This window comes from Staphylococcus sp. AtDRG32 (assembly GCF_004365845.1).
Classification (GTDB): Bacteria; Bacillota; Bacilli; order Staphylococcales; family Staphylococcaceae; genus Staphylococcus; species Staphylococcus hominis.
Genome location: NZ_SODE01000001.1, coordinates 99,615 through 125,929, shown reverse-complemented (window position 1 = coordinate 125,929; position 26,315 = coordinate 99,615). Strand labels below are relative to the sequence as shown.

The following is a 26,315-nucleotide window of genomic DNA, read 5'->3' as shown; positions in this document are numbered from 1 at the left end:
ACATATTCATTAATAATTAATCTTTCATATAAATTTTACTAAACAATGATAAAGTATACAAATTTAAATGTTTTGAATGAATAATTAACCTAAGATAATATAGCATAACAAAAAAGTACCAAGAACACTATGAGTTTTAGGGGCGTCTTAACTTATTAGGAACATAAATAAAGAGACTTTCACGTAGAAAGTCTCTTATAGAGGTCAGAATGAAACAATGAATCTTGTCTTATTTTTTTATTTATAACCTCTTATAATTTTTTAGGTTTATTTAATATTTCTTGCCAAATAATTCCATCAACTATTGGATCATTATCAAATTGAAACGTTTGATGTGTCATATTTTTCTCAATAGATTTACTATTGAGTAGTTGATTCAGTTTATAACGTTTCGTTTTTTCAGATAAATACTTATCATTAATAATTTCTTTAGCTTTCTTTTCAATTAAAGAAAGTTGTTTTTCTTTTTCCCTGTCAATTTCAGATCTCACATTAAATAATTCTTTTGATAGCGAGTCTTCTAACTGTTTTTTAATATTTTTTTCACTTTGAGATCTCTCTCGTGAAGTTGAATATCTATCTTTAGAAGGCACTTTTCCGGTGTGAGATTGTTTAGTTTCAAACCGTTTTGATTCTCCACGATGATGTTCAGGCGTAACATTTTTTTTTAGATTTTTATCACTGTGAACCGTTTCTTTTTTAGAAGATGGTTTTGGTGATGATGTTTTTTTAGTTTGTTCTTCTTCATCAAATTCTGATGCCATCTCATTAAAAGCTTCTTCTATCTGTTCAAAAATACCTTTTTTTCTTGGTGTGTTTTGCGTAGGACTTTGTGTATTTTTGTGTGGAGGCATTTGATTTTTTCGTTGTTCATGACTTTTATCTCTCATTGCACTAATACCAGTAACAATCACAGAAATAACGAATATAAGAATTCCAATATTCATTTAATCACCCCTCTATTTAATTTGGTGATTCATCGTCATTTTGTTCGGTACGTTTATTAATAGCGTTTCTCATACCTGTATCTGCTTCTACATTTTTTAAATTATAGTAATCTTTTACTCCGATATTACCTTTACGTAAAGCTTCAGCCATTGCTAGTGGTACTTCTGATTCAGCTTCTACTACCTTAGCACGCATTTCTTGAACACGTGCTTTCATTTCTTGTTCAGAGGCAACAGCCATAGCACGTCGTTCCTCAGCTTTAGCTTGAGCAATATTTTTATCTGCGAGTGCTTGTTCCGTTTGTAAATCAGCGCCGATATTTTTACCGATGTCTACATCTGCAATATCAATCGATAAAATTTCAAATGCTGTTCCTGAATCCAATCCTTTACTTAATACTGTTTTAGAAATATTATCAGGATTTTCAAGTACTTGTGTATGATGTTCACTAGAACCAATTGTGGAAACAATACCTTCACCAACTCGTGCAATAATTGTTTCTTCTCCAGAACCACCTACAAGTCTAGAAATATTAGCTCTTACTGTAATTCTAGCTTTAGCTTTAACTTCGATACCGTTCATCGCAACACCGGTAATAAAGGGAGTTTCGATTACTTTGGGATTAACAGACATTTGAACAGCTTCTAAGACATCTCGTCCCGCTAAGTCTATTGCGGCACCTCTTTCAAAAGGTAAATTGATATCTGCACGTTGAGCTGCTATGTTGGCATCCACTACTCTATCTACATTACCACCAGCTAGATAATGAGATTCCAATTGATTTGTTGTTAAATTTAATCCTGCTTTATGAGCTTTAATAAGAGGACCTATCACTTTACGAGGAGATACTCTACGAAGTCGCATTCCTACAAGTGTAGCAATACTAACTTTTACACCTGCAGCAATAGCGGAAATCCATAATCCGACTGGTACAAATGAAAATAATAACAATAACGCAACTATTATAATAATCGCAATAATTATAATTCCAATATTTAACATTGATTTTACTCCTTTTATATTTTTATTTCTCTTACAACTACTCTACTACCTTCTACCTCTAAAATTTTTACTTTTTTATTTCTCAGGATAAATGTACCGTCAGAAACAGCATCAATTCTTTTGTCATCTAAAGTTATGATTCCAGCAGGTCTTAAATCAGTAGTAGTATACGCAGTTTTTCCCACTAAGTAAGAACGATCATCATGAGATCTATAACCAGCTTCTGTACTCGTTGAATCATTCAATACCACTTTATCAAAAAATGGTATTTTGCGATTAAATACTTTCACCAAAATCACCCATTCTATAATAGAAAATATTAAAGCGACAATAACATTAAAGAGCATAACTAAAATATTATCTCCTAACATAATCATACTAACAATAATAAGCACTATTCCTATAATTCCAATGACTGCTCCAACAACGAATAGTTCTATTATTAGTAAGATGATACCTATGAAAAACAATAAAATCGAAATCAAATTGACATCGCCACTAATTAAAAATCCTAGAAATAGAATAAGTAACGCTAGAGAAGCTAAAATACCTAAAATATTTATCCTTTTAGAATAAAGTTGATATAAAAAACCTAAAAAGATAATACATGTAAGAATTAATAAAACAATAGGATTAACAATGATATTTGACATATGATTCAACCATGAATGATTCAATGAAGCAAAAGTATTCTCGATATGTATCAAACTTATACTTATCATTATCTCACCTCGCTCTCAATTAAATTATACATGAAATAAATACTATATTATAGTATTACAATTATATAAAAAAACTCTCAATTAGTTTAACTAATTGAGAGGATATATATAATTAACATTCATGTTGAGGGAGTCAACAGAGCTATTAATTATTTGAATTTACGTTTACGTGCAGCTTCTGATTTTTTCTTACGTCTTACACTTGGTTTTTCGTAAAATTCACGTTTACGTACTTCTTGGATTGTACCACTTTTAGATACTGAACGTTTAAATCTACGTAATGCATCTTCTAGTGATTCATTTTTACGTACTACTGTTTTAGACATCTGTATTTCCCTCCCTCCAAATATCAACGAAACTTAAAGTCAATAATTGCATAGAAATAATTAACTATGCTTTATTTAGTATAATATATGAAATAATTATGGTCAATTATAAATCTTTATAATTTCAAAAATTTATAATAATATGCCTTCTTCAGTTTTATTAGTAGCATGATTAACGATTCTAACTGCACTACCAATGTTAATTGGATAATCAGCTTTATTAATTTTAACTTTAACAATCTCACCGATTAAATCCTCACTACCCTCAAATTCAACTTTCATATAATTATCTGCGTAACCTACTAATGTATTTTTTGTTTCCCCTACTTCTTCTGGAATCACTTCTAAAACTTCATTTTCAAATTTTGATGCGTATTCTTTAGCAAGTTGATCACTTAAAGCAATAAGTTTATGCACACGTTCATTTTTAATTGACTCATCAATTTGATCACCCATACGTGCAGCAGGTGTACCAATACGTTGTGAATACGGGAAAACATGTAACTCTGAGAATTTATGTTTAACTATAAAATCATATGTTTCTTGGAATTCTTCTTCAGTTTCTCCTGGGAAACCTACTATAACATCACTTGTAACTGCTAAATCAGGTAATGCATCATGTAATTTTGTTAGTCTTTCAGAAAAATGTTCCATAGTATATTTGCGACGCATACGTTTTAATACTGTATCTGAACCTGATTGTAATGGTACATGTAAATGTCTAACTACTTTATTAGAATTTTTTAGAACGTCAATGACTTCATCAGTAAGTTGACTGGCTTCAATTGAAGAAATTCGAATTCTTTCTAAACCATCAATTTCCTCAAGATCTCTGAGTAATTGAGCTAAATTATAATTTTTTAAATCTTGACCGTATCCACCGGTATGAATACCAGTTAATACAATTTCTTTATATCCAGATTGAACTAATTGTGTTGCTTGTTCAACTACTTTTTCAGGATCTCTAGAGCGCATTAAACCACGTGCCCATGGAATAATACAGAACGTACAAAAATTATTACAACCTTCTTGGATTTTTAGAGATGCACGAGTTCTATCCGTAAAATAAGGCACATCAAGTTCTTCATATGTACGATTTTTCATAATATTTCCAACACCATTAATTGGTTGACGTTCTTCTCTAAATTGATCAATATAACTAAGTAATTTATGTCTGTCTTGAGTACCAACAACGACATCTACACCTGGAATCTCCATAATTTCAGCAGAAGATGTTTGTGCATAACAACCTGTAACACATACTACTGCATCCGGATTACGACGTATTGCTCTTCTAATGACTTGTCTACTTTTTTTATCACCTGTGTTAGTCACGGTGCAAGTATTAATGACATATACATCTGCATTAGTTTCAAAATCTACTCTTTCATAATTAGCATCTTTAAATAATTGCCATATTGCTTCAGTTTCATAATGGTTTACTTTACAACCTAAAGTATGAAACGCTACTGTTGCCATTTGATTCACCCCATCAATTCTTTCTCAAAACTTATAGCACTAAGTGCATATAGTGGCGCAGTTTCTGCTCTTAATATTCTAGGACCTAAACCAACGTTTAAGCTTACCTCCCTAAAGAGATCGATTTCCTTATCAGAAAAACCACCTTCAGGTCCAAATATGATTAACACACGATCATTCGTTTGAAAGTTGTTTAAAATATTTTTAAATCGACTTTTTTCGCCATGCTTGGCTTCGTCTTCATATGCTATTAACACATAGTCATAATTATTTATGGTATCATAAATTACTTTTAAATTCGACTGAAATTTAACATCTGGAATAACAAGTCTATAACTTTGTTCAGCAGCTTCTTTTACAATCTTTTGCCATCTATCTATTTTCTTTTGTACCTTGTTCTCTTGTAATTTAACTACAGATCGATCCATACCCACTGAAATAAAATGATTGGCACCTAATTCTGTACTTTTTTGAAGCAACCATTCATATTTATCAGCTTTTATTAAACCACTACAAATCGTTACATCAACTGGTAATTCAGTGTCAATATCTAATTGGTTTATTGGTAAAACTTCAATTTGATTAGAATTTATATTTGTGATTTCACTAATAAATACTTTTTTATCATTAAAATTAATTATAATTTTGTTACCAACGGTATTTCTCATTACATTTTTGATATGATGTATATCTTCTTCATTGGTAATAAAAAAACGCTGATGAGAATCAGCGTTTTGATTGATAAAGTATCGTTGCAAATTATTCACTCACTTTCTGACCAACAATGCAAACCCATCCATTGTCATGATTGATTGATACAATATTAAATCCAACACGCTTCATATGCGACAGTATATCTTCATGCTTTTCTTCTATAATACCTGAAGTTATAAAATAACCATCTTCATTTAGTGTATTATAAGCATCTTCAATCATTTCATCAATAATATGAGCTAAAATATTTGCGATAACTACATCAAATTTTTCATTTTCTTCTTTTAATAGATTACCGGGAATGGCTTCAATATCATTTTCACAATGATTTTTTCTAAAATTCTCCTTAGCCACACCAACAGCCATTTCGTCTATATCTAAGGCTTTAATTCGTTTAACACCTATTAAGTGACTAGCGATACTTAATATACCAGAACCTGTACCTACATCAATGACTGAGGAATCGGGTGTTACATAAGTTTCAATCGCTTTTAGACACATACTTGTTGTTGGATGATCTCCAGTACCAAAAGCCATTCCAGGATCTAATTCTATACATAATTCATCTTCTGATTCTTTTGAATAGTCTTCCCAACTTGGAACAATCGTAAATCTCTTAGAAGCTCTGAAAGGATGAAAATAATTTTTCCATTCATTAGCCCAATCTACTTCAGCAATAGTCTTTGCTGAAAACTCAACTACTGAATCATCTATAAGATCCAAATTTAATATTTCATTTTCTAATTTATTTTTAAATTGAGTGTTATATTTCAATTCATTAAAGTATGCTTTTAATCTCACACCTTGTTCAGGGTAATCTTCTTTTTTTAATTCGTAGATTTCACCAAATTTATCAGTAGGTTGATTAATTAAATCATTGGAATCTTCTATAACTACTCCATTTGAACCATAGTTTTCTAATATGTTAGTGACTAAAGATTCAACTTCATGATTTACAGTGACTGCAAATTCTGTCCAGTTCATGACTATTCACCTCTAAAGAATTTACGAGCTTTGTCTTTAAAATTAGCAGGTTGTTCTTCCGGATTTTCACCACTAATTTCCGCAAATTCTCTCATTAATTCTTTTTGTCTATCAGTTAGTTTATTTGGTGTGACAACTTTTATATTAACAAATAAATCACCATGGCCATATCCATGAACATTTTTAACGCCTTTCTCTTTAAGACGGAATTGTTTACCATTTTGAGTACCAGCAGGAATTGTAAGCATAACGTTACTGTTTAGAGTTGGTACTTTGATTTCATCGCCAAGTGATGCTTGTGGGAAGCTAATATTAAGTTCATAGAATAAATCATCGCCATCTCTTCTAAATTTATCAGAAGGTTTAACGCGGAATACTACATAAAGATCACCATGTGGACCGCCATTTTCACCAGGTGCACCTTCACCAGCAAGACGGATTTGTTGTTCATTGTCTACACCTTCAGGTACAGTTACTTCTAATTTTACTGTTTTATTTTCAGTCCCTTTACCATGACAAGTTGGACATGGTTCTTCAAATTCTTGACCACTACCCTCACACTTAGGACAAGTTTGTTCAGTTCTTACGCGTCCTAAAATTGTATTTTGTTCAACAGATACATGTCCTGAACCATGACAATAGCTACATGTTTTTTTACTTGTACCTGGTTTAGCGCCATCACCATGACATGTATGACACGTAACATCTTTTCGAATAGAAATTTCTTTTTTAGTACCAAAAACAGCTTCATCGAATTCTAAAGTCATAGTGTATTGTAAGTCGTCACCTTTTCTAGGTGCATTTGGATCTCTTTGACGTGAACCACCAAAGAATGAGCTAAATATGTCTTCAAAGCCTCCACCGAAGCCACTGAAGTCTTGTCCACCAAATCCTTGACTGCCAAATCCACCTTGGGCACCGCTATGTCCAAATTGGTCATAATTTGCACGTTTATTGTCATCACTTAGAACTTCGTATGCTTCAGAAATTTCTTTGAACTTTTCATCAGCGCCTTCTTCTTTATTGATGTCCGGATGATATTTTTTTGATAATTTACGGTATGCTTTTTTAATTTCATCTTTTGAAGCATCTTTACTTACGCCAAGAACTTCATAATAATCTCTTTTAGCCACAAGTATCTCTCCTTTTCTAAATTTTTATAATTTAAACACATACTCAAGTATCTTAATTATAAAAGAAAAAGTCAAAGCCAATGTTCAATTGACTTTGACTTTTTGGCTTACATTTATAAATGTTTACATAGTAAACATTATAAACGATTAGCTTTATTTTTTATCTTCGTCGTCTTTAACTTCTTTGAACTCAGCGTCTTCAACATTGCTATCATTTGATTGTTGTGAATTGTCTTGTGCTTGTTGTTGAGCTTGTTGAGCTTGTTGATATACTTTAGCAGATAATTCTTGAATTACTTGTTCTAATTCTTCTTTTTTAGCTTTAATATCATCTAAATCTTGACCTTCTAATGCTGATTTAAGTGCATCTTTTTTGCTTTCAGCATTTGATTTGTCTTCTTCACTGATATTTTCACCTAAGTCTTTAATTGTTTTTTCAACTTGGAATACTAAGCTATCTGCTTCGTTTCTTAAGTCTACTTCTTCACGACGTTTTTTATCTGCTTCAGCATTTTCTTCAGCATCTTTAACCATACGATCAATTTCTTCATCAGATAATGCAGAACTTGATTGAATAGTAATATTTTGTTCTTTATTTGTACCTAAGTCTTTTGCAGTAACGTTTACGATACCATTTTTATCAATATCAAATGTTACTTCAATTTGAGGTACACCACGTGGAGCTGGTGGAATATCAGTTAATTGGAATCTACCTAATGTTTTATTATCTGAAGCCATTGGACGTTCACCTTGTAATACGTGAATGTCTACTGCTGGTTGATTGTCAGCTGCTGTTGAATATACTTGAGATTTTGATGTTGGAATTGTTGTATTACGTTCAATTAACGTATTCATACGACCACCCATAATTTCGATACCTAATGATAATGGAGTTACGTCTAATAATACAACGTCTTTAACATCACCAGTAATTACGCCACCTTGGATAGCAGCACCCATTGCAACAACTTCATCTGGGTTTACACCTTTATGAGGTTCTTTACCAATTTCTTTTTTAACTGCTTCTTGTACTGCAGGAATACGAGTTGAACCACCAACTAGGATAACTTCATCAATTTCAGAAGTAGATAAGCCAGCATCTTTAAGTGCTTGACGAGTTGGTTCCATTGTTCTTCTGATTAATGAATCAGCTAATTCTTCAAATTTAGAACGAGTTAAGTTGATTTCTAAGTGTAATGGACCATTTTCTCCAGCTGAAATGAATGGTAATGAGATTTGTGTTTGAGATACACCAGATAAATCTTTTTTAGCTTTTTCTGCAGCGTCTTTAAGACGTTGTAACGCCATTTTATCTTGTGATAAGTCAACACCATTTTCTTTTTTGAATTCTGATACTAAATAGTCGATGATTACTTGGTCAAAGTCGTCCCCTCCAAGTTTGTTATCCCCTGCAGTTGATAATACTTCGAATACGCCATCGCCTAATTCAAGAATAGAAACGTCGAAAGTACCGCCACCTAAGTCAAATACTAAGACTTTTTGATCTTGTTCAGTTTTATCTAAACCATAAGCTAATGCTGCAGCTGTTGGTTCGTTAATGATACGTTCTACTTCTAAACCAGCAATTTTACCAGCATCTTTAGTAGCTTGACGTTCAGCATCATTGAAATAAGCAGGCACAGTGATTACTGCTTTATCCACTTTATCTCCTAAATAACTTTCAGCAGTGTTTTTTAAATTTTGTAAAATCATTGCTGAAAGTTCTTGTGGTGTATATGATTTGCCATCAATATCTACTTTATAATCTGTACCCATATGACGTTTAATTGATTGTACAGTATTTGGGTTTGTAATTGCTTGACGTTTAGCAACTTCACCTACTTGAGTTTCACCATTTTTAAATGCCACAACTGATGGAGTTGTTCTAGCACCTTCAGGATTTTGAATTACTTTAGGTTCGTCTCCTTCTAATACAGATACGCAAGAATTTGTAGTACCTAAATCAATACCTATTACTTTACTCATAATAAAATTCCTCCAATTTTAAAAATTTTTCAAATTTAAATCTTATTGATTAACTTTGACCATAGATGGTCTTAAAACTCTATCTTTTAATTTATACCCTTTTTGTAATTCTTGAGTGATTTCACCAGAATTAAAATCAGGATTGTCATCTTGAACAACAGCTTGATGGAAGTTTGGATCGAATTCTTGACCTTCAGATTCAATTTCTTCTAAGCCATTGTCTTTTAATGCTCTTAATAAGCTTTCATGAATCATTTGAACGCCTTTTTTGAGAGATTTAAATGATTCATCATCACCCTCAATTTGCAGTGCACGTTCAATGTTATCGATAGTAGGTAAAATATCAGTAAGCACGTGTTGAGCTTGATATTTTTTATTTGTTTCATTTTCATTTCGAATTCGACGCTTATAATTTTCGAATTCAGCATATAATCTTAAATATTTTTCTTCATTTTCATTTGCTTTTAATTGTAATTGTTGAATCTCTTCGTCTTTAGATTGATCATTTTTATCTTCATTATCATGTTCAGATGTAGATTCATTATTTAATTCTTCTTCAGAAGGATTATTTTCTACATCATTTAAAGACGACGCTTCGTTTTTAACGGTTTCATTTTCTTCAGTATGTTCAGTGTTATTTTTCACTGATTCGTCTTTTTCTGTCATTTTATGCCCTCCAATATAATTACAATTAGATTCACCATATTTGATTAAGTAATTGAATCACATTTTGATAATGCATCGCAGTTGGTCCGATAACCGCAATTTGTCCTTTTAGTGCATCATCAAAATGGTACTGGCTCGTTATAATTGAAATATCACTTAACCCTTTATCTATTTCGTGGCCAATTTTAACATTAATTTCAGAAGTAGAAATATTTTCTAGTAACTCGATAATTTTTTCTGATTCTAGATATTGTAAGATTGGCTGAATAGAAGAAACATTGGTTTCGTTCAGTGCATCAATAAGTTTAACCTTTCCACCCATAAAAATGCTATTACTTTGTTTATGGAGATGAGAAGTTAGCATAATAGTTAATTCATTTATAAAGGATTGTTCCGCAATAGAATTTGTAAATTGTTTTAACTTCTTATTAAAATCAAATTGACTTTTATAATAATTATCAGTCAAAAAATTTGAAATCCTTGTTAACCTATCATCGTCAAACTCCATTGATTCACTTAAATGTAAATGTTCTACATGTCCAGAATTATAGATGATGACCATTATAATTATAGACGAATTTGCACGAATCAAATGAACATTATTTATAATATCTGTTTTGTGATTAGGTCGAACAACCAACGTTGCATATTGAGATTTTATTGATAATTCATCAGCAAAATAACTAAGGGCTGAAGAAATATCATAATGATTCTCAATCAAAAGTTGATTTAAACGTTGAACTTTATTTTGTTTTTGATGAGATGTTTGTTTTAACAATTGATTGACGTATAATCTAAAACCTTGTTCAGAAGGTGCACGCCCTGAAGATGAATGAATTTTTTCTAAAAAATTCAACTCTTCCAAATACTTCATTTCGTTTCTAATAGTAGCTGGGCTTACATTTAAGTTATGTCTATCAATTAAGGTTTTAGAACCTATCGGTTGTCCTAAATCAACATAATCTTCAACAATTGCATTTAAAATGCTTAATTGTCTATTTGTAATCATGTCTTCACCTCATTAGCACTCCTTTGTCTCAAGTGCTAATTATAATTTAACAAATTGGTCAAAGTAAGTCAACGTTAAAGCTCTTATTTTTCAAAAAAATTTATTAATTTAATAGAAATGCTTCAAAAACTTCATTTCCAATGATTTTTCCCCTGTTTGTCAATGAAATATGGTTATCTCTTTCATAAAGTAAATTTTTCTTTTTCAGATTATTTATTGTCTCACCAAACACTTTATCCATTGAGGTACCAAATTTTGAAAGAAATTTAACTTTATCGACACCTTTATTCATTCTTAATCCTAAAAACATTTCTTCTTCCATTCTTTCTGATTGAGTAGGGAAATTGGAAGTTAAAATAGGACGTTGATGATTATTAATAGCATTGATGTAATGATTAACAGGATTGAGATTCGAATAGCGTTCTCCATTTACATATCCACTTGCGCCTGCTCCAAAACCATAATATTCTTCATTTAGCCAGTAAGTCTTATTATGTCTTGATTCATGATGAGACTTGGCGAAATTTGAGATTTCATACTGTTTAAATGAGGTTTCTCCTAAAACATTCATTAAATATTGGTACATTTCAGCTCCTAGATCTTCGTTTGGCAATTTTAATTTGCCTTTTCGATACATATTATAAAATTGAGTTTTAGGTTCTAAAATTAATCCATAACTTGAAATATGATCTATATCCATTTGTATTGCTCTATTAAGACTATCTGAAAAATCGTCTAATGTTTGAGTTGGTAAATGATACATTAGGTCTAAACTAATCGATTCAATATTTGCTTTTCTGGCATAATCTACAGCATTATATATATCTTGAGTTTTATGTGTTCTACCTAGAATTTTTAGTAATTCTGGTTTAAATGTTTGTACACCCATAGAAATTCTATTTACACCATATGAGTGCAGTAATTTCACTTTATCTAAAGTTAATTCATCGGGGTTTGCTTCAAATGTATATTCACCTTTAATTGAAAAAGTTGACTGTATTGCTTTTAAAAGTGTTTCAAGTTGCTTGAGATTTAAAGCTGTAGGAGTACCTCCTCCAACGTACATTGTTTCAAGATTTCTAATTTCACTTGTTTTCATTTCTTTAATTAATGCAGAAATATATTCATCTACTGGTTGTTTGTTAATAAAGTACTTATTAAAATCACAATATGTACAAATCCTAACGCAAAAAGGTATATGAATATACGCACTTTTTATTGACATAGTTACACCCTCAATTTTAAGTTTTTAAAACACAAACGAGGTTGGAACATATGATTGTAGGTTCCAGCCTCGCATTAATAATTTATTCATCATCCATTTTAAGAACAGCTAAGAAAGCATCTTGTGGTATTTCTACGTTACCAACAGCTTTCATTTTTGCTTTACCAGCTTTTTGTTTTTCAAGTAATTTACGTTTACGGCTGATATCTCCACCATAACACTTAGATAACACATTTTTACCCATAGATTTAATATTAGTTCGGGCTACGATTTTTTGACCTATTGCAGCTTGAACCGGAACTTCGAATTGTTGTCTAGGAATAAGTGTTTTTAACTTTTCAACAAGAGCTTTACCTCGTTCATACGCAAAATCTCTGTGAACGATAAAACTAAGTGCATCTACTTTGTCACCATTTAATAAAATATCCATTTTAACTAAATTACTTTCTTTATTTTCGATAAATTCATAATCAAATGAAGCATAGCCTTTCGTATTAGATTTTAATTGGTCAAAGAAATCAAATACAACTTCTGACAATGGAATTTCATAAACGATATTTACACGGATATCATCTAAGTAATCCATGTTTATAAATTGGCCACGTTTACGTTGACACAGTTCCATAACTGCTCCTACATAGTCATTTGGAACCATCATTGTTGCTTTTACATATGGTTCATAAATCGCTTTAATTCTATCACGTTCAGGCATTTGAGATGGATTATCAACTATAACTTCTGAACCATCATTCATTTCGCATTTATATATAACTGAAGGTGCAGTGGCAATTAATTCTATTCCAAACTCTCGCTCAATTCTCTCTTGAATAATTTCCATATGTAGCATACCTAAGAATCCTGTTCTAAATCCAAATCCCAACGCTTGTGATGATTCTGGTTCAAATTCTAATGATGCATCATTTAATTGAAGTTTTTCAAGAGCTTCTCTTAAATCGTTATAATCTTTATTATCAATTGGGAACAATCCACAATAAACCATTGGATTCATCTTTTTATACCCTTTTAACGGAGCATCTGCTGGTCTATCTACATGAGTGATAGTATCCCCAACACGTGAATCGTCGACATTTTTAATACTTGCAATAATATATCCAACATCGCCTACTGTAAGTTCTTCAATTGGTAGTTGTTTAGGAGTATTAATCCCAACCTCAGTAACTTCAAACTCTTTTCCTGTTGCCATCATTTTGATACGATCTCCAGCTTTTACAACGCCTTCCATTACACGAATAGAAGAAATAACACCTCGATAAGGATCGTACTCTGAATCAAAAATAAGAGCTTTAAGCGGTGCACTAGGATCTCCTTCTGGTGGAGGAACAACTTCAACAATTTTTTCTAAGATTTCATCAATACCAATATTTGATTTAGCACTTGCTAACACAACTTCATCTTTATCTAAACCAATAACGTCTTCTAATTCTTGTTTTACTCTTTCTGGTTCAGCTGCGGGTAGATCTATTTTATTTACTACCGGTAAGAGTTCTAAATCATTATCTAGTGCTAAGTAAACATTAGCAAGAGTTTGAGCCTCAATGCCTTGTGCAGCATCAACTACTAAAATAGCGCCTTCACATGCAGCTAATGAACGAGAAACTTCATATGAGAAATCGACGTGCCCTGGAGTATCGATCAAATGAAACGTATAAGTCTGTCCATCTTTAGATTCATATTTTAATCTAACAGCATTTAATTTAATTGTAATACCGCGCTCTCTTTCAAGATCCATTGAATCAAGCAATTGATTTTGCATTTCTCTAGTTTCTACAGATTTAGTATTTTCTAATATTCTATCTGCTAACGTTGATTTACCATGATCAATATGAGCAATTATAGAAAAGTTTCTTATATTGTCTCTTCGGTTATAGCGTTCTTGCATATCCATAACTTATCATTCTCGCTTTCGTAAATTTACCCGTATGTGTATACATCTTTGACATAATATCGTTTTTAATCATTATTTGCAAATTTAAGAGAAAAGAATCATCATGTGAAGATTCTTTATTTACTTTTAATTTTAAGATTTTTCTTAAACTACATAACAATTATAAAGTGTTGTATAAAGGTTTCCAATAGTTAATATCGTTCTTTTTGTAAATAAATAGGTTTAATGTTAATAAATGATTGCACAAATATTCATGTTTTGATAAAATATTTCTTGTTGTAATCAAAATAAAATTTGATATGCTTAGATCACTTTTAGGAGGTGACAGTAATGCCAAATATTAAATCTGCTATTAAACGTGTAAGAACAACTGAAACTGCTGAAGAACGTAATATTTCACAAAAAAACGCTATGCGTACTGCAGTGAAAAATGCTAAATCAGCAATTGAAAATAATGCTGATAATAAAGCTGAATTAGTTAACTTCGCAATTAAATCAGTTGATAAAGCTGCACACAGTAACTTAATTCATTCAAATAAAGCTGACCGCATTAAATCTCAATTAATGTCTTCAAGCAAATAATCATTTAAAAAGTTCAAGCGATTAGCTTGAACTTTTTTATTTATAAAGAAAGAATAAATAATTCTAAAATCAGTTGTTTATCCATATATGAGGATTTTAACTTATAATCAGTTTCTGCACATTGATCAATAATATTTAGCAAATGAGTTAATTGATAATGTTTTACTTGATTTAAAGCCAATTTAACTCGATACGGGTGCACATTAATTGTTTTAGCAATTTGTTGTCCGCTATATCCTTTTCGACTTAAAATTTTACATTGATAATATAATCGATAATTACTTGTTATTAATGCTAATAGTTTAATAGGTTCTTCCTTCATTACTATTAAATCTTTAATAAGTTGAATGGCTTTATATTTTTCTCCTTTTTGTATATATTCAGTTAAAAGAAAAACATTTTGTTCTAAACTTCTATTAATAATCTCTTCAACATCTTTTTTATTTATAGTTGGTCGCTCTCCTAAGAATAAAATGATTTTTTCTAATTCTTGCGAAACTATATTAAAGTTAATACCAGTTAATTCTATAAATAAATCTAATGCATCCTGTTTAATATCTTTAAAATTTTCATGAAGTTTATTTTTTATCCATTTTTTAATCTCTTGTTCAGACATCTGTTCAACTTTAGTTAGCTTGCTTGTCTTTTTTAAAGTTTTAGTAATTTTCTTTCTTTCATCTAATTTATTTTGATACACTTCAAAAATGATAAAATTTTCTCCATCATATTTTTCTAAAAATTCGTTCACTTGTTCGTTGTTTGGTTGGATATCTTTTGAAACTTTCTCACCTGTAAAGATAAAAGCATTTTTAACAACGATAGCTTTTTTCTCTGAAATAAAAGGCATCGTTAATGCTTCTTCCATAATCTGATTAAAACTTGTATCATAAAGATTATATTTAACATAGTTAAAATCGTCTTTTTTTTCATTTAAGTAACTTTCTACGATTTCATTACTTTTTTTCTCCACTAGTTCTGGCACTTCTCCGTATATAGCCATTATATTATTAGCCATGTAAACTTGCACCCTTTCAAAATTCTACCATTAAGTTATTATAGCATTGTGTAATTATTATTCTCTATCATTAACTTTTATTAAAGGATGATATAAGTTGATTATCGAGATTTAAAGTAATATCTCCATCAGTCTGAGTATTATAGATATGAGAATTAATTTTCTCTAATTTATCTATCGTTTCATTATTAGGCAAATGAAAAGTATTATTTTTTCCACTTGAAATAATACTTATTTTAGGTTGTATGATTTCTAACAAATGTTTTGAACTACTTGTTTTACTGCCATGGTGTCCAACTTTTAGAACATCAATTAACGGTAAATGATATTTCTTTAATAATAAATTTTCATTTTCTTCAATTGCGTCGCCCATCAATAATAATTTGTAATTTTTGTACTCTATTAATGAGATTATACTTTGTGCATTTTTGTCTTCATTGGAATCAATAAAAGCATTTAAAAATGATATTTTAGCTTCTTTCAACTGAATTTTATTAGTCTCTAAAACATCAATAACTTTTATATGATATATACTACAAGTTGTATGTATAGTTTTAATTTGTTCTATAGAATAACTTTTTATATATAAATATAAATTTTTAATTCTTATATTTTGTGCTAAATAAGGAAATTCGCCGATATGATCATTATGTGGATGGGTAAGAATTAAGTGATCAATTTTTGATATTCCTCTAGATTTTAAAGTAGGAATAATATGATATTTCGCAATATTATGATTATCTTTAATCTTCGTTTGAACTACTTTACCACCAGTATCTACCATCACAGTTTCATTATTTTTTGTTTGAAAAAGAAAACTATCACCTTGGCCAACGTTTAAAGCAGTAAACGTCGTCGCTAATGGTTGATTAGTTAATCTTAAAAATATTATAAATAAGATAATTATAATTAAGAATACTCTATAATTTTTATAACATATAAATGTAGTTAGTAGAGTTAATAAAATGAAACAGTATAGTAGACTTAAATTTGATTGATCAGCGATATTTATTTGGTAATTTCTAAATAAAATGAACGGTTGCATTATTCTATCATGCAGTTCAAATAATTGATTTGTAACCATATTTATATATCGCAAGTCACTAAAGAAATGATAGAAAATAAATAAAACAATAGAAAGTGGAAAAATAATGAAAGAATATAATGGGACAAATATTACATTAGAAATAAAACCAATCCATTGAAACTGATTAAAATGGTAAATACTAATAATCATGGATGAAAATTGAGCGATAATTGTTATATAAATATAATTCTTTAAAATTGATTGATTATTAAATAGTGGCTTAGAAAGTAGTATAAAAAAAGAAATGATGAAAGAAAATTGAAATCCAATATCATAAGCAAAATTCATATTCCAAATTGTCATCAATAAAAAGACTAAAGATAATACACTTATAGACGAAATTTTAAAAGCCTTAGGGATAATAAAAAAAGTAATAGCGGTTAAAACTGCTCTTAAAGCACTCGGTGCAAAATTTGTATAAAAAATAAATAGTATTAGTATTATAATAATAAAAACTCGTATAAATAATTTTGGAATATTAAACCTGACCAGACTATATTGAATGATAAAAATAATGGTAGCAACATGTGATCCACTGACAGCAAGTAAATGATAAATACCTATAGCTTTAACTTTATCTAAGTAATCTGTATCAATTGCACCAGTATCCCCAGTAATTAAAGCTAATACTCTCTCTGGATATTTTAACGAAGAATGATATAACTTGTTTTGAATATAATTTAGGTGTTTATCTATAAAACTTATATGATTAACCTTAGTACAATATTTATTATCTATTTGATTGATATAAACATAGACTTCATTTTGAATACTATTTGTGATATTTCCATTAATTTTACATTCTCGATTTTTTAAATCTTTAGCTCTCAATTGTGGACTTTTAAAAGTAAAGTGATAAAGATTATGTTTATATCGAAATTGTCCTTTAATAATTTGATTGAATTGTTTTATATCATTTTGAAACGTTACTTTTGAATGTATATTACTGTGGACTTTTAAATTTTGGAGTATTAAATGATTTGTTTTCAAAGTATGGTGTACTTGAAATAAAGCTAGAAAGAAAAAGGATAGAATTAATAAATAGTGGTATAAAGGAATACTCTTTCGATACACAATAATTAATATAATAGTAAATATTAAAATTGAAAATAATTTAAGATGAACCCATAATATACCACTTAAAAAAGAAAGTGCATATAAAACAACTAACATTCTTTAGTTAAAAATTCAGCTATTTTATTAGCAGAAAATGGTATTTTTTCATACTCAATACCTGCTTGATTTAATAATTTAATAGCATATTTATGATTATGATAATCTTTTGCATAGTATATTTTTTTAATACCTGCTTGAATAATAGACTTAGTACAGTTTAAACAAGGAAAATGTGTGACATATATCGTTGCATTATCTGACGATACACCTTGTTTTGCGCATTGTAATAATGCATTCATTTCTGCGTGGATGGTTCTAATACAATGATCATCTTCTATTAAACATCCTACATCAATACAGTGAACTTCTCCTGCTACTGAGCCATTATAACCTCCTGCAATTATTCTATTGTCCTTTACAATTGTTGCGCCTACTGATAATCGTTGACATGTAGAACGTAATGCAAGCAAATGACTTTGTGCCATAAAATATTCATCCCATTTTATTCTATCCATAAAGTTCAACTCCTTAAAAAAATATATATCTATTATAATTTATATTAAAATTTCTTCCAATTTAATTTATGTAGTAAAGTAATCTTTAAGTTTCTCAAAAGTTTTCCCTCCAATTCCTCTTACTTGTTTTAAGTCTTCAACATTATTAAACTGTCCCTTTTCCTCTCTGTATTTAATAATCTCTTTCACTTTAGTTGGCCCTATACCTGGAACATTAAGCAATTCTCTTTCATTTGCTGTGTTAAGATTGACTTTAATACTTTCAGAAGTATTTAAATTACTTTGATTAGTGGGTGTAGCATTTATTTTCGTTTCATTTTTATTAGGTATATAAATCATTTTTTGATCAGTAAGTTTTTCAGATAAATTGATTTTTGTAATATCAGCGTTTTCAGAAACTTTAGCTTTTTTTAATACATCTTTAACTCTATCGTTCTTTTTCATTTCATAAACATCTGGTAATTTAACAGCCCCTTTGACATCTACATAAATAGTTGAATTTTCTTTAGAAGAAGTGGATAAATTATTATCATTTTTATTTTTATTATATTTTTCATTATTATTAAATTGGCTATTATTAGCATTAGATGTTGTCATATGTTCTGAAGTCTCATTATTTTTCATAAGCATGAGAATCACTATAAAAAGTAACACTACTGCAATTAAAATGATGATATGAGTCTTCCACTTAGTTAATAATTGAATTATTTCATTTCTATACTTAAACAAAAACTCATCTCCTTATATGTATAAACGTATAAGGAGATGAGTTTACTTTATTTTATTTATAAGCAACAAAAAACAATCTGTCACCTTTTTCATTATGATTATTAATGTCAAAGTCTACAAAAGTTTCAATACGATTAAATCCAGTTTGTTTTAACAATCGAATATAGAAATCTTTTTCAAATGTTCTTTGATAGTGTGATTCATTAAAACGGTGATAATTACCATTATGCTGTTTTAAAAAGAAACTCATATCATGATAAACACTATAAGGTTCTTCACCCTTTATAGCTTCCCACGCTAAAAATATATTATCATTATCATCAATATAACATTGATTATTAAATGCTGTGTTCATTTTATATATCGTATGAATATCGAATATAAACATTCCTAAATGAGATAAATGATTAAATACACAATTAAACGTATTTACGATATCATCAATATCAGGTAAATAATTCAGGGAATCACAAAATATTGTTACAACATCATATGTTGTATTTAATGAAAAATCGGTCATGTCACCTTCTAACCAAGTAACTTGATTAGATTTATTTGCAGCAATAGATAACATGTCTGTACTTAAATCCATGCCTGTAACCGTTCCAATAGAAGGAAGTAATTGCGTTAAACTTCCAGTGCCACAACCAATATCAAGAATATTTATTGAATCATTAGAAGACATTGTTCTTGTATAATATTTTACAATATTAAACCATTCTTCATAAGGTTGATCTTGAGTAAGCTGATCATAAACTTTACTCATTTCAGTGTATTGCATCATTTTAATATGCTACCTGATTATATGATTCTATTGGAGCATCTTGATAAAGTTTCTCTATATTATAGTAATTGCGTTCATCTTTATGGAAAATATGAACTACTACGTCTGCTAAATCAATTAAGACCCATCTTGCACTTTGATAACCTTCCATACGCTTTACTTCAATATTATTTTCATGCACTTTTTCTTTTACTGCTCTAGCAATTGATTGAACTTGACGTTCATTATTACCATGACACACTACAAAATAATCAGTCATATCACTAATACCTTGCATATTAAGAGAAACAATATCTTCTGCTTTTTTATCTTCTGTCGCTGTGACAGCAATATTTAATAATTCTTCTGAATTCATTTAATCATCCTTTATCTTTTGATCACTATAATTATAATAATTTAAACATTCAATCGTAGAACCATAAACAGTAATATCTTTACTAATTAAAAATAAGACTGTTCGTTTTGATATTTCATAAATTATTTTATCTAAGCTACCTTGATTGTATGCCATATCTCTAATTTCTTCAACTCCTGGAGTTTTTCTACCAGGTTCTATATAGTCAGCAATAAATACCAATTTTTCAGTTTTTGTCATTTCTTTACGACCAGTAGTGTGATATTTAATGGCTAATAATATTTCTTCATCTTCGATGCCATAATCAGCCTTCATTAATGCTGCACATACAGGTCCATGAAGAATTTCACTTCCATAACTTAACAAATTGCTATCTAAATCATGTTGGCGAACGACTTGATACATTTTTCCTAAATCATCATATTTACAATAATCATGTAAAATGCCTGCTAACTCTGCTTTACTTTTATCTCCATCATAGATTTCAGCAAGCTTAACTGCTGTGTCAGCTACTCTAAGAGAATGTTTAAAACGCTTTTCGGGCAATTTATTTTCGATAAGTTTTTTTGCTTCTTTAGTGTTCATAGAATCCTTCCTCTCTAATATATTTACTAACATTTCGAGGGACTAAAATATCAATTGTTTTTTTATCTTTTACACGTTGTCTAATCATTGATGAACTAATATCCATTCTTGGAATAGATATGGAAATCATATTTTCATCAACCTTTTGAATATTTTTTTCTCTATTTACTACTATAAAGATAATCATTTGCTTTAATTCATCTATTTTATACCATTTATCAAGTTGATCATATTGGTCTGATCCTATTACAAAATAAAACTTATCGTAAGGATTTTGGTCAATTAAAGCTTTTAATGTATCATACGTATAACTTTGACCTTTTCTTTCTAATTCTGCATAACAAATATTTCCGAAACCTAACTGCTCAATTACCATATTAATCATTTTGATGCGATAATGAGCATCTAAGTAATCGTTATGTTCTTTAAGTGGAGCCATATAACTTGGTAAAAAATAGAAAACATCCGGTTTAATTTTATGAAATACTTCATTAGCTACTAACATATGTGCAGTATGAATAGGATTAAATTGTCCGCCGTATAAAACAATTTTTTTCATAGAATTATGGTAATGAAATTTCCTTATTTTCTTGAGATTCTCTATAAATGACTATCATTGATCCAATGACTTGGACCACTTCACTATTAGTAGCTTGACTTAGCGTTTGGGCTAAATTGTTTTTATCATCAAAATTATTTTGAAGTATATGAATTTTAATTAATTCTCTATTTTCAAGTGTTTCATCTATTTGACTAATCATATTATCATTAATTCCAGCTTTACCTATTTGAAAAATTGGATCAATGTTATGCGCCAAACTTCTTAAATATCTTTTTTGTTTACCTGTTAGCATAGCATATTATTCTCCTTTTAATTGATTTAAAACTGCTAATTTCATTTCTTTAATTTCAGCATCTTTGCCAGTCCATATTTTAAAGCTCTCAGCACCTTGATATACAAACATATCTAGACCATTATAAATAGGGTTACCCTTCTCTTCAGCTTGTTGTAAAAATGATGTTTTATAGGGAATATAAATGATATCACTTACCAATGTATTCGGTGATAATTGATTGAGACGAATTACACTCTCTTTATTATTATCTAATCCTGCTGATGTTGTATTAATAATAATATCAAACTCATCAAGATATTGTTCAGCTTGTTGTAGGGTAATCGCATTAATATCTAATTTCCAATTATCAAAGCGACTCATTGTTCTATTCGCTATAGTTAATTTAGGTTGTACACATTGTGAAAGTGCAGTTGCAATACCTTTGCTTGCACCCCCAGCTCCAAGAATTAAAATATATGCATTTGATAAGTCAGGATATACTTGTTTTAATCCTTTTACGTATCCAAGACCATCAGTATTATAACCAATCCATTTATTCCCTTCTATTTTCACAGTATTCACTGCACCTACAGCTTTAGCTTGTTCATCAATATCATCTAAGAATGGAATAATGCGTTCTTTATGAGGAATAGTAATATTAAATCCACTTAAATTTTTTTCAGTTATTATTTCTTTAATATTATCGAAATCTTGAACCGGTATATGCAATGCTTCATAAGTATCATTTAAACCTAAAACTTTAAAATTAGTATTATGCATCACTGGAGATAATGAATGTGAAATCGGATCTCCTATCACTGCAAATTTCATTATGAATCCTCCCTACATAATAGATTGTCTTAAAACAACATCAACACTTTTAGGAACACGAACAATCACTTTTGCACCTGCTTCGAGTGTAATAAAGCCCAATCCAGAAATCATAATGTCACGTTTTTCTTTCCCTGTTTCTAGACGTACAGCTTTCATATCACTTATATTAAATTTTTCGGGGTTACTAGGTGGACTTAATAAATGCCCTATTTGATTTCGCCATAAATCATTTGCCTTTTCAGTTTTAGTTCTATGAATATTTAAATCATTAGAAAAATAACATACAAGAGGTCGTTTCCCACCAGAAACATAATCTATCCTAGCTAATCCACCGAAGAATAAAGTTTGTCCCTCATTTAACTGAAATACACGTTGTTTAATTTCATTCCTAGGAATAATCACTTTCAATTCTTTTTCAGTAACATAATGGGTCATTTGATGCGCTTGTATAATGCCAGGTGTGTCATACATAAATGTGTTCTCATCTAAAGGAATATCTATCATATCTAATGTTGTACCTGGAAATCTTGATGTTGTAACGACATCTTTTTCACCTACACTTTGCTCAATTAATTTATTGATTAAAGTTGATTTACCAACATTTGTAGTACCAACGATATAAACATCTTGATGATTTCTAAAACGGTTGATTGATTCTAAAAGTGCATCAATACCCCATCCTTTATGAGCTGATATTAATACCACCTCTTCAGCTTCTAATCCATACTTTCTAGCTGTTCTTTTTAACCATTCTTTTACACGACGTTGGTTAATTTGTCTTGGTAAAAGATCTAATTTATTCGCCGCCAAAATGATTTTCTTATTTCCTACAATTCGTTTTAAAGCATTAATAAACGATCCTTCAAAGTCAAAAACATCAATTACGTTAACGATAATCCCTTGTCTATCGGATAATCCATTTAATAAATTTAAAAAATCTTCACTATCCATTCCTACATCTTGTATTTCATTATAATTTTTTAATCTAAAACAACGTTGGCATATAACATCATCTCTAAATAAATTATGTTCTGGCACATACCCAGGTGCGTTTTTATCTTCAGATTGTAAAGGAGCGCCACAACCGATACATTTTAAAGTTTCATCCAATCAATTTTCCTCCCATGTAATATAGCCTTTTCTTTTAAAATAGTTTAATAATCGACGTTCGATTATTCTATTTAGTCTAGTTAAAAATCCATCTGTCTTTTTGACAGGAACTACCATGATAGTATATAGACCGTTATTATTGCCACCAAGTACGTCTGTAAGCATTTGGTCACCTATAACGACTGTTTCTTCTGGTTTAATATTCATGTGTTGTATAGCTTTTTTAAAAGCTCTTCCCATAGGTTTTCTAGCTTTAAAGATAAAATCAACGTCTAAGTCTTTCGAAAAACCGGAAACACGTTTTTCACTATTATTTGATACAATTGTAATCGTTAATCCTAAATCATTTGCTTTTTTAAACCATTCTTGTATTTCTTTCGTTGGTGTTTTAACGTCCCAACCTACTAATGTATTATCTAAATCTGTAATAATACCTTTAAAACCAGAATTTGCTAACTTTTCAATATCAATTTGAAATACAGATTGTACATAATCACTAGGCATAAAATATTTTTTAATTAATCCCATTCATTTCACCTTTAAATTATTTATTGTTTATATTTCTTTAACCAACTGTTCAACAATGTTACTTGATGATTGAGCTGCTTTACCAAGAAACTCTTCAAACGACATTTCTGCTTTCCCATTTGCTAAATCAGAAACAGCACGAGTGACGATAAAAGGTAAATTAAATTGATAACAAGTTTGAGCAATAGCCGTTGCTTCCATTTCAACTGCCATAGCTTCTGAAAACTGACGTTTAATTTTTAATCGCTGTTCGCTACTACCAATAAAGCTATCGCCACTTACAATTTGACCAATTTTAGCGGTTAAATTTTGCTGTTTTACAACTTTTTCAGTTAATTGGAGTAATTGTTGGTTAGCTTCAAATTGAGCTGGCATTTGAGGTATTTGACCGATGTCGTATCCAAAAGCAGTTGCATCTGCATCATGGTACATCACATGATTACTAATTAAAATGTCTCCAACTGATAAACTGTCATCTAAAGCACCAGCAGAACCTGTATTTATAATTAATGTTGGTTTAAATTTTTCAATTAACAATGTTGTGGATATTGCAGCATTTACTTTTCCAATTCCACTTTGTGTTAAAACAACATCTTTATCATTTAGTTGACCACGATAAAATTTTACATGTGCTACTTCAACCTCATTTAAATTCACTAATTTATGTTTTAAAATCGCTACTTCTTCTTCCATAGCTCCAATAATTCCAATCATATTTACACCTCAACTTTAATCTTAGCACATGTTATTCTAACATAATTTCTAGTTCATCACGACTAACTTTTTCTATTAAAATAATCTTGAAAATGATTTAATAAAAAAACTGTCGATACAGTTAAACACTGTCGACAGTTAAATTTTAAAATCCTAAATTAGATATTTATTTATGATTAACCTTTCCATAAAGTAGCTAAATCTTGTAGAGACAATATACCTGTTATAATTGTAACAATAACTGCTACAATGCCAAATACTAGCATCCATGTTGGATGTTTATAATCTCCAACAATTGATTTTTTTCTACTCGCTATCAATATTGCACCCAAAGTAATCGGTAAAATCCATCCATTTATTGCTCCAGCAATAATCAATAAACTAATTGGTTTTCCAATTAATAAGAAAATTATTGTTGAAATCACGATGAAGACAATGACAATCAAATTATTTTTATTAAATAATGATTTGTGTAATGTTTTTAAGAAAGTTGCACTTGTATATGCTGAACCGATCACTGATGACATTGCGGCTGCGAAAATAACAACTCCAAAAATATTTTTTCCTATTGGTCCAATAGCATGTTCAAATACTGATGCTGGCGGATTATCTGCATTTAAAGTGACACCTGTCACTACAACTCCAAGTACTGCTAAGAATAATAATGTTCTCATAATACCTGTAGTTAAGATACCTGCAATAGCTGAACGATTCACAAATGGTAAAAACTCTTTACCTTTCATTCCAGAATCAAGTATTCTATGTGCGCCAGCAAATGTGATGTATCCACCTACTGTTCCTCCAACTAAAGTAATAATTGGTAAAATTAATTTAATGGGGTGTTCTGGTGCAACTGAATGGATAAGTGCATCACCATAGGGAGGGTTAGATACGACCATGACATAAGCGACTACTAATATCATTATTACTCCTAAAATCATTGAAACAATATCCATAATTTTTTGACCACTTTTACTTACAAATATTAAAATTGCAAAAATGGCTGTAATCGCTGCTCCCCATTTAACATCAAGTCCAAACATTGCATTCAATCCTAAACCAGCACCAGCTATGTTTCCGATATTAAAAGCAAGTCCTCCAAAAGCAATCAATATTGAAATTAAAGTTCCTAATCCAGGTAACACTTTATTTGATGCTTCTTGACCACGTAAACCTGTTACAACTAATACACGCCAAATATTAATTTGAGCTCCAATATCAATTAATATAGAGATTAAGATTGCAAAAGCGAAACTTGCATAAAATTCTGCCGTAAACACAGCAGTTTGAGTTAGAAATGCAGGACCGATCGCTGATGTAGCCATTAAAAATACAGATCCATAAAGTAAGCGTCTATGACTTTTTGTAAATTTAAAATTGTCTTTATCTTGTGTTTGATTTAAATTTTCTTTCATTAGAAAACCC

General features: G+C 29.9%; 28 protein-coding genes. 1 reads left to right on the top strand and 27 read right to left on the bottom strand.

Annotated elements, in window-relative coordinates; translation table 11 throughout:
* Positions 1-251: 251 nt before the first annotated feature.
* The 13 genes from BDW25_RS00600 to lepA form a co-directional block, all read right to left on the bottom strand.
* Positions 252-947 (bottom strand): hypothetical protein, encoded by a 696-nt coding sequence (locus tag BDW25_RS00600; protein WP_002449854.1) that lies wholly within the window; start codon positions 945-947, stop codon positions 252-254.
* Positions 948-963: 16 nt separating this feature from the next.
* Entirely contained in the window at positions 964-1,950 is a 987-nt protein-coding gene (floA, locus tag BDW25_RS00595; RefSeq protein ID WP_002449729.1) for a flotillin-like protein FloA, read from the bottom strand.
* Between the two features lie 14 nt (positions 1,951-1,964).
* Entirely contained in the window at positions 1,965-2,672 is a 708-nt protein-coding gene (locus BDW25_RS00590; RefSeq protein WP_002449826.1) for an NfeD family protein, read from the bottom strand.
* A 149-nt stretch (positions 2,673-2,821) separates the two neighbouring features.
* Positions 2,822-2,998 carry a 30S ribosomal protein S21 gene (rpsU, locus tag BDW25_RS00585; protein WP_002449867.1) on the bottom strand — a complete coding sequence of 59 codons (177 nt, stop codon included), beginning with the start codon at positions 2,996-2,998 and terminating at the stop codon, positions 2,822-2,824.
* Positions 2,999-3,130: 132 nt separating this feature from the next.
* Positions 3,131-4,477, bottom strand: a complete 1,347-nt coding sequence (mtaB, locus tag BDW25_RS00580) for a tRNA (N(6)-L-threonylcarbamoyladenosine(37)-C(2))-methylthiotransferase MtaB (RefSeq protein WP_002449880.1) — start codon at positions 4,475-4,477, stop codon at positions 3,131-3,133.
* 5 nt (positions 4,478-4,482) lie between these two features.
* On the bottom strand, positions 4,483-5,235 hold the full coding sequence (locus tag BDW25_RS00575; protein ID WP_002449761.1) for a 16S rRNA (uracil(1498)-N(3))-methyltransferase: 753 nt from the start codon (positions 5,233-5,235) through the stop codon (positions 4,483-4,485).
* A 1-nt stretch (position 5,236) separates the two neighbouring features.
* Entirely contained in the window at positions 5,237-6,175 is a 939-nt protein-coding gene (prmA, locus tag BDW25_RS00570; RefSeq protein WP_002449831.1) for a 50S ribosomal protein L11 methyltransferase, read from the bottom strand.
* Positions 6,176-6,177: 2 nt separating this feature from the next.
* Positions 6,178-7,308 (bottom strand): molecular chaperone DnaJ, encoded by a 1,131-nt coding sequence (gene dnaJ / locus BDW25_RS00565; protein WP_002455274.1) that lies wholly within the window; start codon positions 7,306-7,308, stop codon positions 6,178-6,180.
* A 153-nt stretch (positions 7,309-7,461) separates the two neighbouring features.
* Positions 7,462-9,294: a molecular chaperone DnaK gene (gene dnaK, locus BDW25_RS00560; protein ID WP_002449892.1), complete on the bottom strand. Its 1,833-nt coding sequence runs from the start codon at positions 9,292-9,294 to the stop codon at positions 7,462-7,464.
* Positions 9,295-9,336: 42 nt separating this feature from the next.
* Positions 9,337-9,960 carry a nucleotide exchange factor GrpE gene (gene grpE / locus BDW25_RS00555; protein ID WP_002449765.1) on the bottom strand — a complete coding sequence of 208 codons (624 nt, stop codon included), beginning with the start codon at positions 9,958-9,960 and terminating at the stop codon, positions 9,337-9,339.
* A 31-nt stretch (positions 9,961-9,991) separates the two neighbouring features.
* Positions 9,992-10,969 (bottom strand): heat-inducible transcriptional repressor HrcA, encoded by a 978-nt coding sequence (hrcA, locus tag BDW25_RS00550; protein WP_002455272.1) that lies wholly within the window; start codon positions 10,967-10,969, stop codon positions 9,992-9,994.
* A 103-nt stretch (positions 10,970-11,072) separates the two neighbouring features.
* Complete coding sequence (gene hemW, locus BDW25_RS00545) at positions 11,073-12,194, bottom strand: radical SAM family heme chaperone HemW (protein ID WP_002449698.1); 1,122 nt, start codon at positions 12,192-12,194, stop codon at positions 11,073-11,075.
* Positions 12,195-12,276: 82 nt separating this feature from the next.
* Complete coding sequence (gene lepA, locus BDW25_RS00540; RefSeq protein ID WP_002455271.1) at positions 12,277-14,100, bottom strand: translation elongation factor 4; 1,824 nt, start codon at positions 14,098-14,100, stop codon at positions 12,277-12,279.
* Between the two features lie 330 nt (positions 14,101-14,430).
* Here lepA and rpsT point away from each other — a divergent pair, with 330 nt between their 5' ends.
* Positions 14,431-14,682, top strand: a complete 252-nt coding sequence (gene rpsT, locus BDW25_RS00535; RefSeq protein ID WP_002449701.1) for a 30S ribosomal protein S20 — start codon at positions 14,431-14,433, stop codon at positions 14,680-14,682.
* A gap of 40 nt (positions 14,683-14,722) precedes the next feature.
* On the opposite strand, the gene holA is transcribed toward rpsT, so the two are convergent.
* From holA to BDW25_RS00465, 14 genes are all read right to left on the bottom strand, one after another.
* The gene (gene holA / locus BDW25_RS00530) at positions 14,723-15,697 is read right to left on the bottom strand and encodes a DNA polymerase III subunit delta (RefSeq protein ID WP_002449817.1); all 975 of its coding nucleotides are present in this window, start codon (positions 15,695-15,697) and stop codon (positions 14,723-14,725) included.
* A 70-nt stretch (positions 15,698-15,767) separates the two neighbouring features.
* Positions 15,768-17,774 carry a DNA internalization-related competence protein ComEC/Rec2 gene (locus BDW25_RS00525; protein WP_243830608.1) on the bottom strand — a complete coding sequence of 669 codons (2,007 nt, stop codon included), beginning with the start codon at positions 17,772-17,774 and terminating at the stop codon, positions 15,768-15,770.
* A gap of 176 nt (positions 17,775-17,950) precedes the next feature.
* The gene (locus BDW25_RS00520; protein ID WP_002449872.1) at positions 17,951-18,415 is read right to left on the bottom strand and encodes a ComE operon protein 2; all 465 of its coding nucleotides are present in this window, start codon (positions 18,413-18,415) and stop codon (positions 17,951-17,953) included.
* A 66-nt stretch (positions 18,416-18,481) separates the two neighbouring features.
* Complete coding sequence (locus BDW25_RS00515) at positions 18,482-19,144, bottom strand: helix-hairpin-helix domain-containing protein (protein ID WP_002449803.1); 663 nt, start codon at positions 19,142-19,144, stop codon at positions 18,482-18,484.
* A gap of 52 nt (positions 19,145-19,196) precedes the next feature.
* Positions 19,197-19,928: a class I SAM-dependent DNA methyltransferase gene (locus BDW25_RS00510; protein ID WP_002455269.1), complete on the bottom strand. Its 732-nt coding sequence runs from the start codon at positions 19,926-19,928 to the stop codon at positions 19,197-19,199.
* Position 19,929: 1 nt separating this feature from the next.
* Complete coding sequence (gene rsfS, locus BDW25_RS00505; RefSeq protein WP_002449779.1) at positions 19,930-20,283, bottom strand: ribosome silencing factor; 354 nt, start codon at positions 20,281-20,283, stop codon at positions 19,930-19,932.
* Positions 20,284-20,868, bottom strand: a complete 585-nt coding sequence (yqeK, locus tag BDW25_RS00500) for a bis(5'-nucleosyl)-tetraphosphatase (symmetrical) YqeK (RefSeq protein ID WP_133944639.1) — start codon at positions 20,866-20,868, stop codon at positions 20,284-20,286.
* Positions 20,858-21,427 (bottom strand): nicotinate-nucleotide adenylyltransferase, encoded by a 570-nt coding sequence (locus BDW25_RS00495; protein ID WP_002449696.1) that lies wholly within the window; start codon positions 21,425-21,427, stop codon positions 20,858-20,860. Before BDW25_RS00495 ends, yqeK begins: the two co-directional genes overlap by 11 nt.
* 4 nt (positions 21,428-21,431) lie before the next feature.
* Positions 21,432-21,722: a ribosome assembly RNA-binding protein YhbY gene (yhbY, locus tag BDW25_RS00490; protein WP_070443273.1), complete on the bottom strand. Its 291-nt coding sequence runs from the start codon at positions 21,720-21,722 to the stop codon at positions 21,432-21,434.
* Positions 21,723-21,728: 6 nt separating this feature from the next.
* A complete protein-coding gene (gene aroE / locus BDW25_RS00485; protein WP_133944637.1) occupies positions 21,729-22,535 on the bottom strand; it encodes a shikimate dehydrogenase in 807 nt (268 codons plus the stop codon).
* Between the two features lie 12 nt (positions 22,536-22,547).
* Positions 22,548-23,648 (bottom strand): ribosome biogenesis GTPase YqeH, encoded by a 1,101-nt coding sequence (yqeH, locus tag BDW25_RS00480; RefSeq protein ID WP_002449730.1) that lies wholly within the window; start codon positions 23,646-23,648, stop codon positions 22,548-22,550.
* On the bottom strand, positions 23,649-24,176 hold the full coding sequence (locus BDW25_RS00475) for a YqeG family HAD IIIA-type phosphatase (RefSeq protein ID WP_002449847.1): 528 nt from the start codon (positions 24,174-24,176) through the stop codon (positions 23,649-23,651).
* 27 nt (positions 24,177-24,203) lie between these two features.
* Entirely contained in the window at positions 24,204-24,890 is a 687-nt protein-coding gene (locus BDW25_RS00470; protein WP_002449724.1) for a 5'-methylthioadenosine/adenosylhomocysteine nucleosidase, read from the bottom strand.
* Between the two features lie 176 nt (positions 24,891-25,066).
* Positions 25,067-26,305: an NRAMP family divalent metal transporter gene (locus BDW25_RS00465; protein ID WP_071560736.1), complete on the bottom strand. Its 1,239-nt coding sequence runs from the start codon at positions 26,303-26,305 to the stop codon at positions 25,067-25,069.
* Positions 26,306-26,315 lie beyond the last annotated feature (10 nt).

What these genes read in the sequence shown, in the direction of transcription:
- BDW25_RS00600 (WP_002449854.1), bottom strand. Translation starts at nt 947, where the DNA reads ATGAATATTGGAATTCTTATATTCGTTATTTCTGTGATTGTTACTGGT.
- floA (WP_002449729.1), bottom strand. Translation starts at nt 1,950, where the DNA reads ATGTTAAATATTGGAATTATAATTATTGCGATTATTATAATAGTTGCG.
- BDW25_RS00590 (WP_002449826.1), bottom strand. Translation starts at nt 2,672, where the DNA reads ATGATAAGTATAAGTTTGATACATATCGAGAATACTTTTGCTTCATTG.
- rpsU (WP_002449867.1), bottom strand. Translation starts at nt 2,998, where the DNA reads ATGTCTAAAACAGTAGTACGTAAAAATGAATCACTAGAAGATGCATTA.
- mtaB (WP_002449880.1), bottom strand. Translation starts at nt 4,477, where the DNA reads ATGGCAACAGTAGCGTTTCATACTTTAGGTTGTAAAGTAAACCATTAT.
- prmA (WP_002449831.1), bottom strand. Translation starts at nt 6,175, where the DNA reads ATGAACTGGACAGAATTTGCAGTCACTGTAAATCATGAAGTTGAATCT.
- dnaK (WP_002449892.1), bottom strand. Translation starts at nt 9,294, where the DNA reads ATGAGTAAAGTAATAGGTATTGATTTAGGTACTACAAATTCTTGCGTA.
- grpE (WP_002449765.1), bottom strand. Translation starts at nt 9,960, where the DNA reads ATGACAGAAAAAGACGAATCAGTGAAAAATAACACTGAACATACTGAA.
- hrcA (WP_002455272.1), bottom strand. Translation starts at nt 10,969, where the DNA reads ATGATTACAAATAGACAATTAAGCATTTTAAATGCAATTGTTGAAGAT.
- hemW (WP_002449698.1), bottom strand. Translation starts at nt 12,194, where the DNA reads ATGTCAATAAAAAGTGCGTATATTCATATACCTTTTTGCGTTAGGATT.
- lepA (WP_002455271.1), bottom strand. Translation starts at nt 14,100, where the DNA reads ATGGATATGCAAGAACGCTATAACCGAAGAGACAATATAAGAAACTTT.
- rpsT (WP_002449701.1), top strand. Translation starts at nt 14,431, where the DNA reads ATGCCAAATATTAAATCTGCTATTAAACGTGTAAGAACAACTGAAACT.
- holA (WP_002449817.1), bottom strand. Translation starts at nt 15,697, where the DNA reads ATGGCTAATAATATAATGGCTATATACGGAGAAGTGCCAGAACTAGTG.
- BDW25_RS00520 (WP_002449872.1), bottom strand. Translation starts at nt 18,415, where the DNA reads ATGGATAGAATAAAATGGGATGAATATTTTATGGCACAAAGTCATTTG.
- BDW25_RS00510 (WP_002455269.1), bottom strand. Translation starts at nt 19,928, where the DNA reads ATGATGCAATACACTGAAATGAGTAAAGTTTATGATCAGCTTACTCAA.
- rsfS (WP_002449779.1), bottom strand. Translation starts at nt 20,283, where the DNA reads ATGAATTCAGAAGAATTATTAAATATTGCTGTCACAGCGACAGAAGAT.
- yqeK (WP_133944639.1), bottom strand. Translation starts at nt 20,868, where the DNA reads ATGAACACTAAAGAAGCAAAAAAACTTATCGAAAATAAATTGCCCGAA.
- BDW25_RS00495 (WP_002449696.1), bottom strand. Translation starts at nt 21,427, where the DNA reads ATGAAAAAAATTGTTTTATACGGCGGACAATTTAATCCTATTCATACT.
- yhbY (WP_070443273.1), bottom strand. Translation starts at nt 21,722, where the DNA reads ATGCTAACAGGTAAACAAAAAAGATATTTAAGAAGTTTGGCGCATAAC.
- aroE (WP_133944637.1), bottom strand. Translation starts at nt 22,535, where the DNA reads ATGAAATTTGCAGTGATAGGAGATCCGATTTCACATTCATTATCTCCA.
- BDW25_RS00475 (WP_002449847.1), bottom strand. Translation starts at nt 24,176, where the DNA reads ATGGGATTAATTAAAAAATATTTTATGCCTAGTGATTATGTACAATCT.
- BDW25_RS00470 (WP_002449724.1), bottom strand. Translation starts at nt 24,890, where the DNA reads ATGATTGGAATTATTGGAGCTATGGAAGAAGAAGTAGCGATTTTAAAA.
- BDW25_RS00465 (WP_071560736.1), bottom strand. Translation starts at nt 26,305, where the DNA reads ATGAAAGAAAATTTAAATCAAACACAAGATAAAGACAATTTTAAATTT.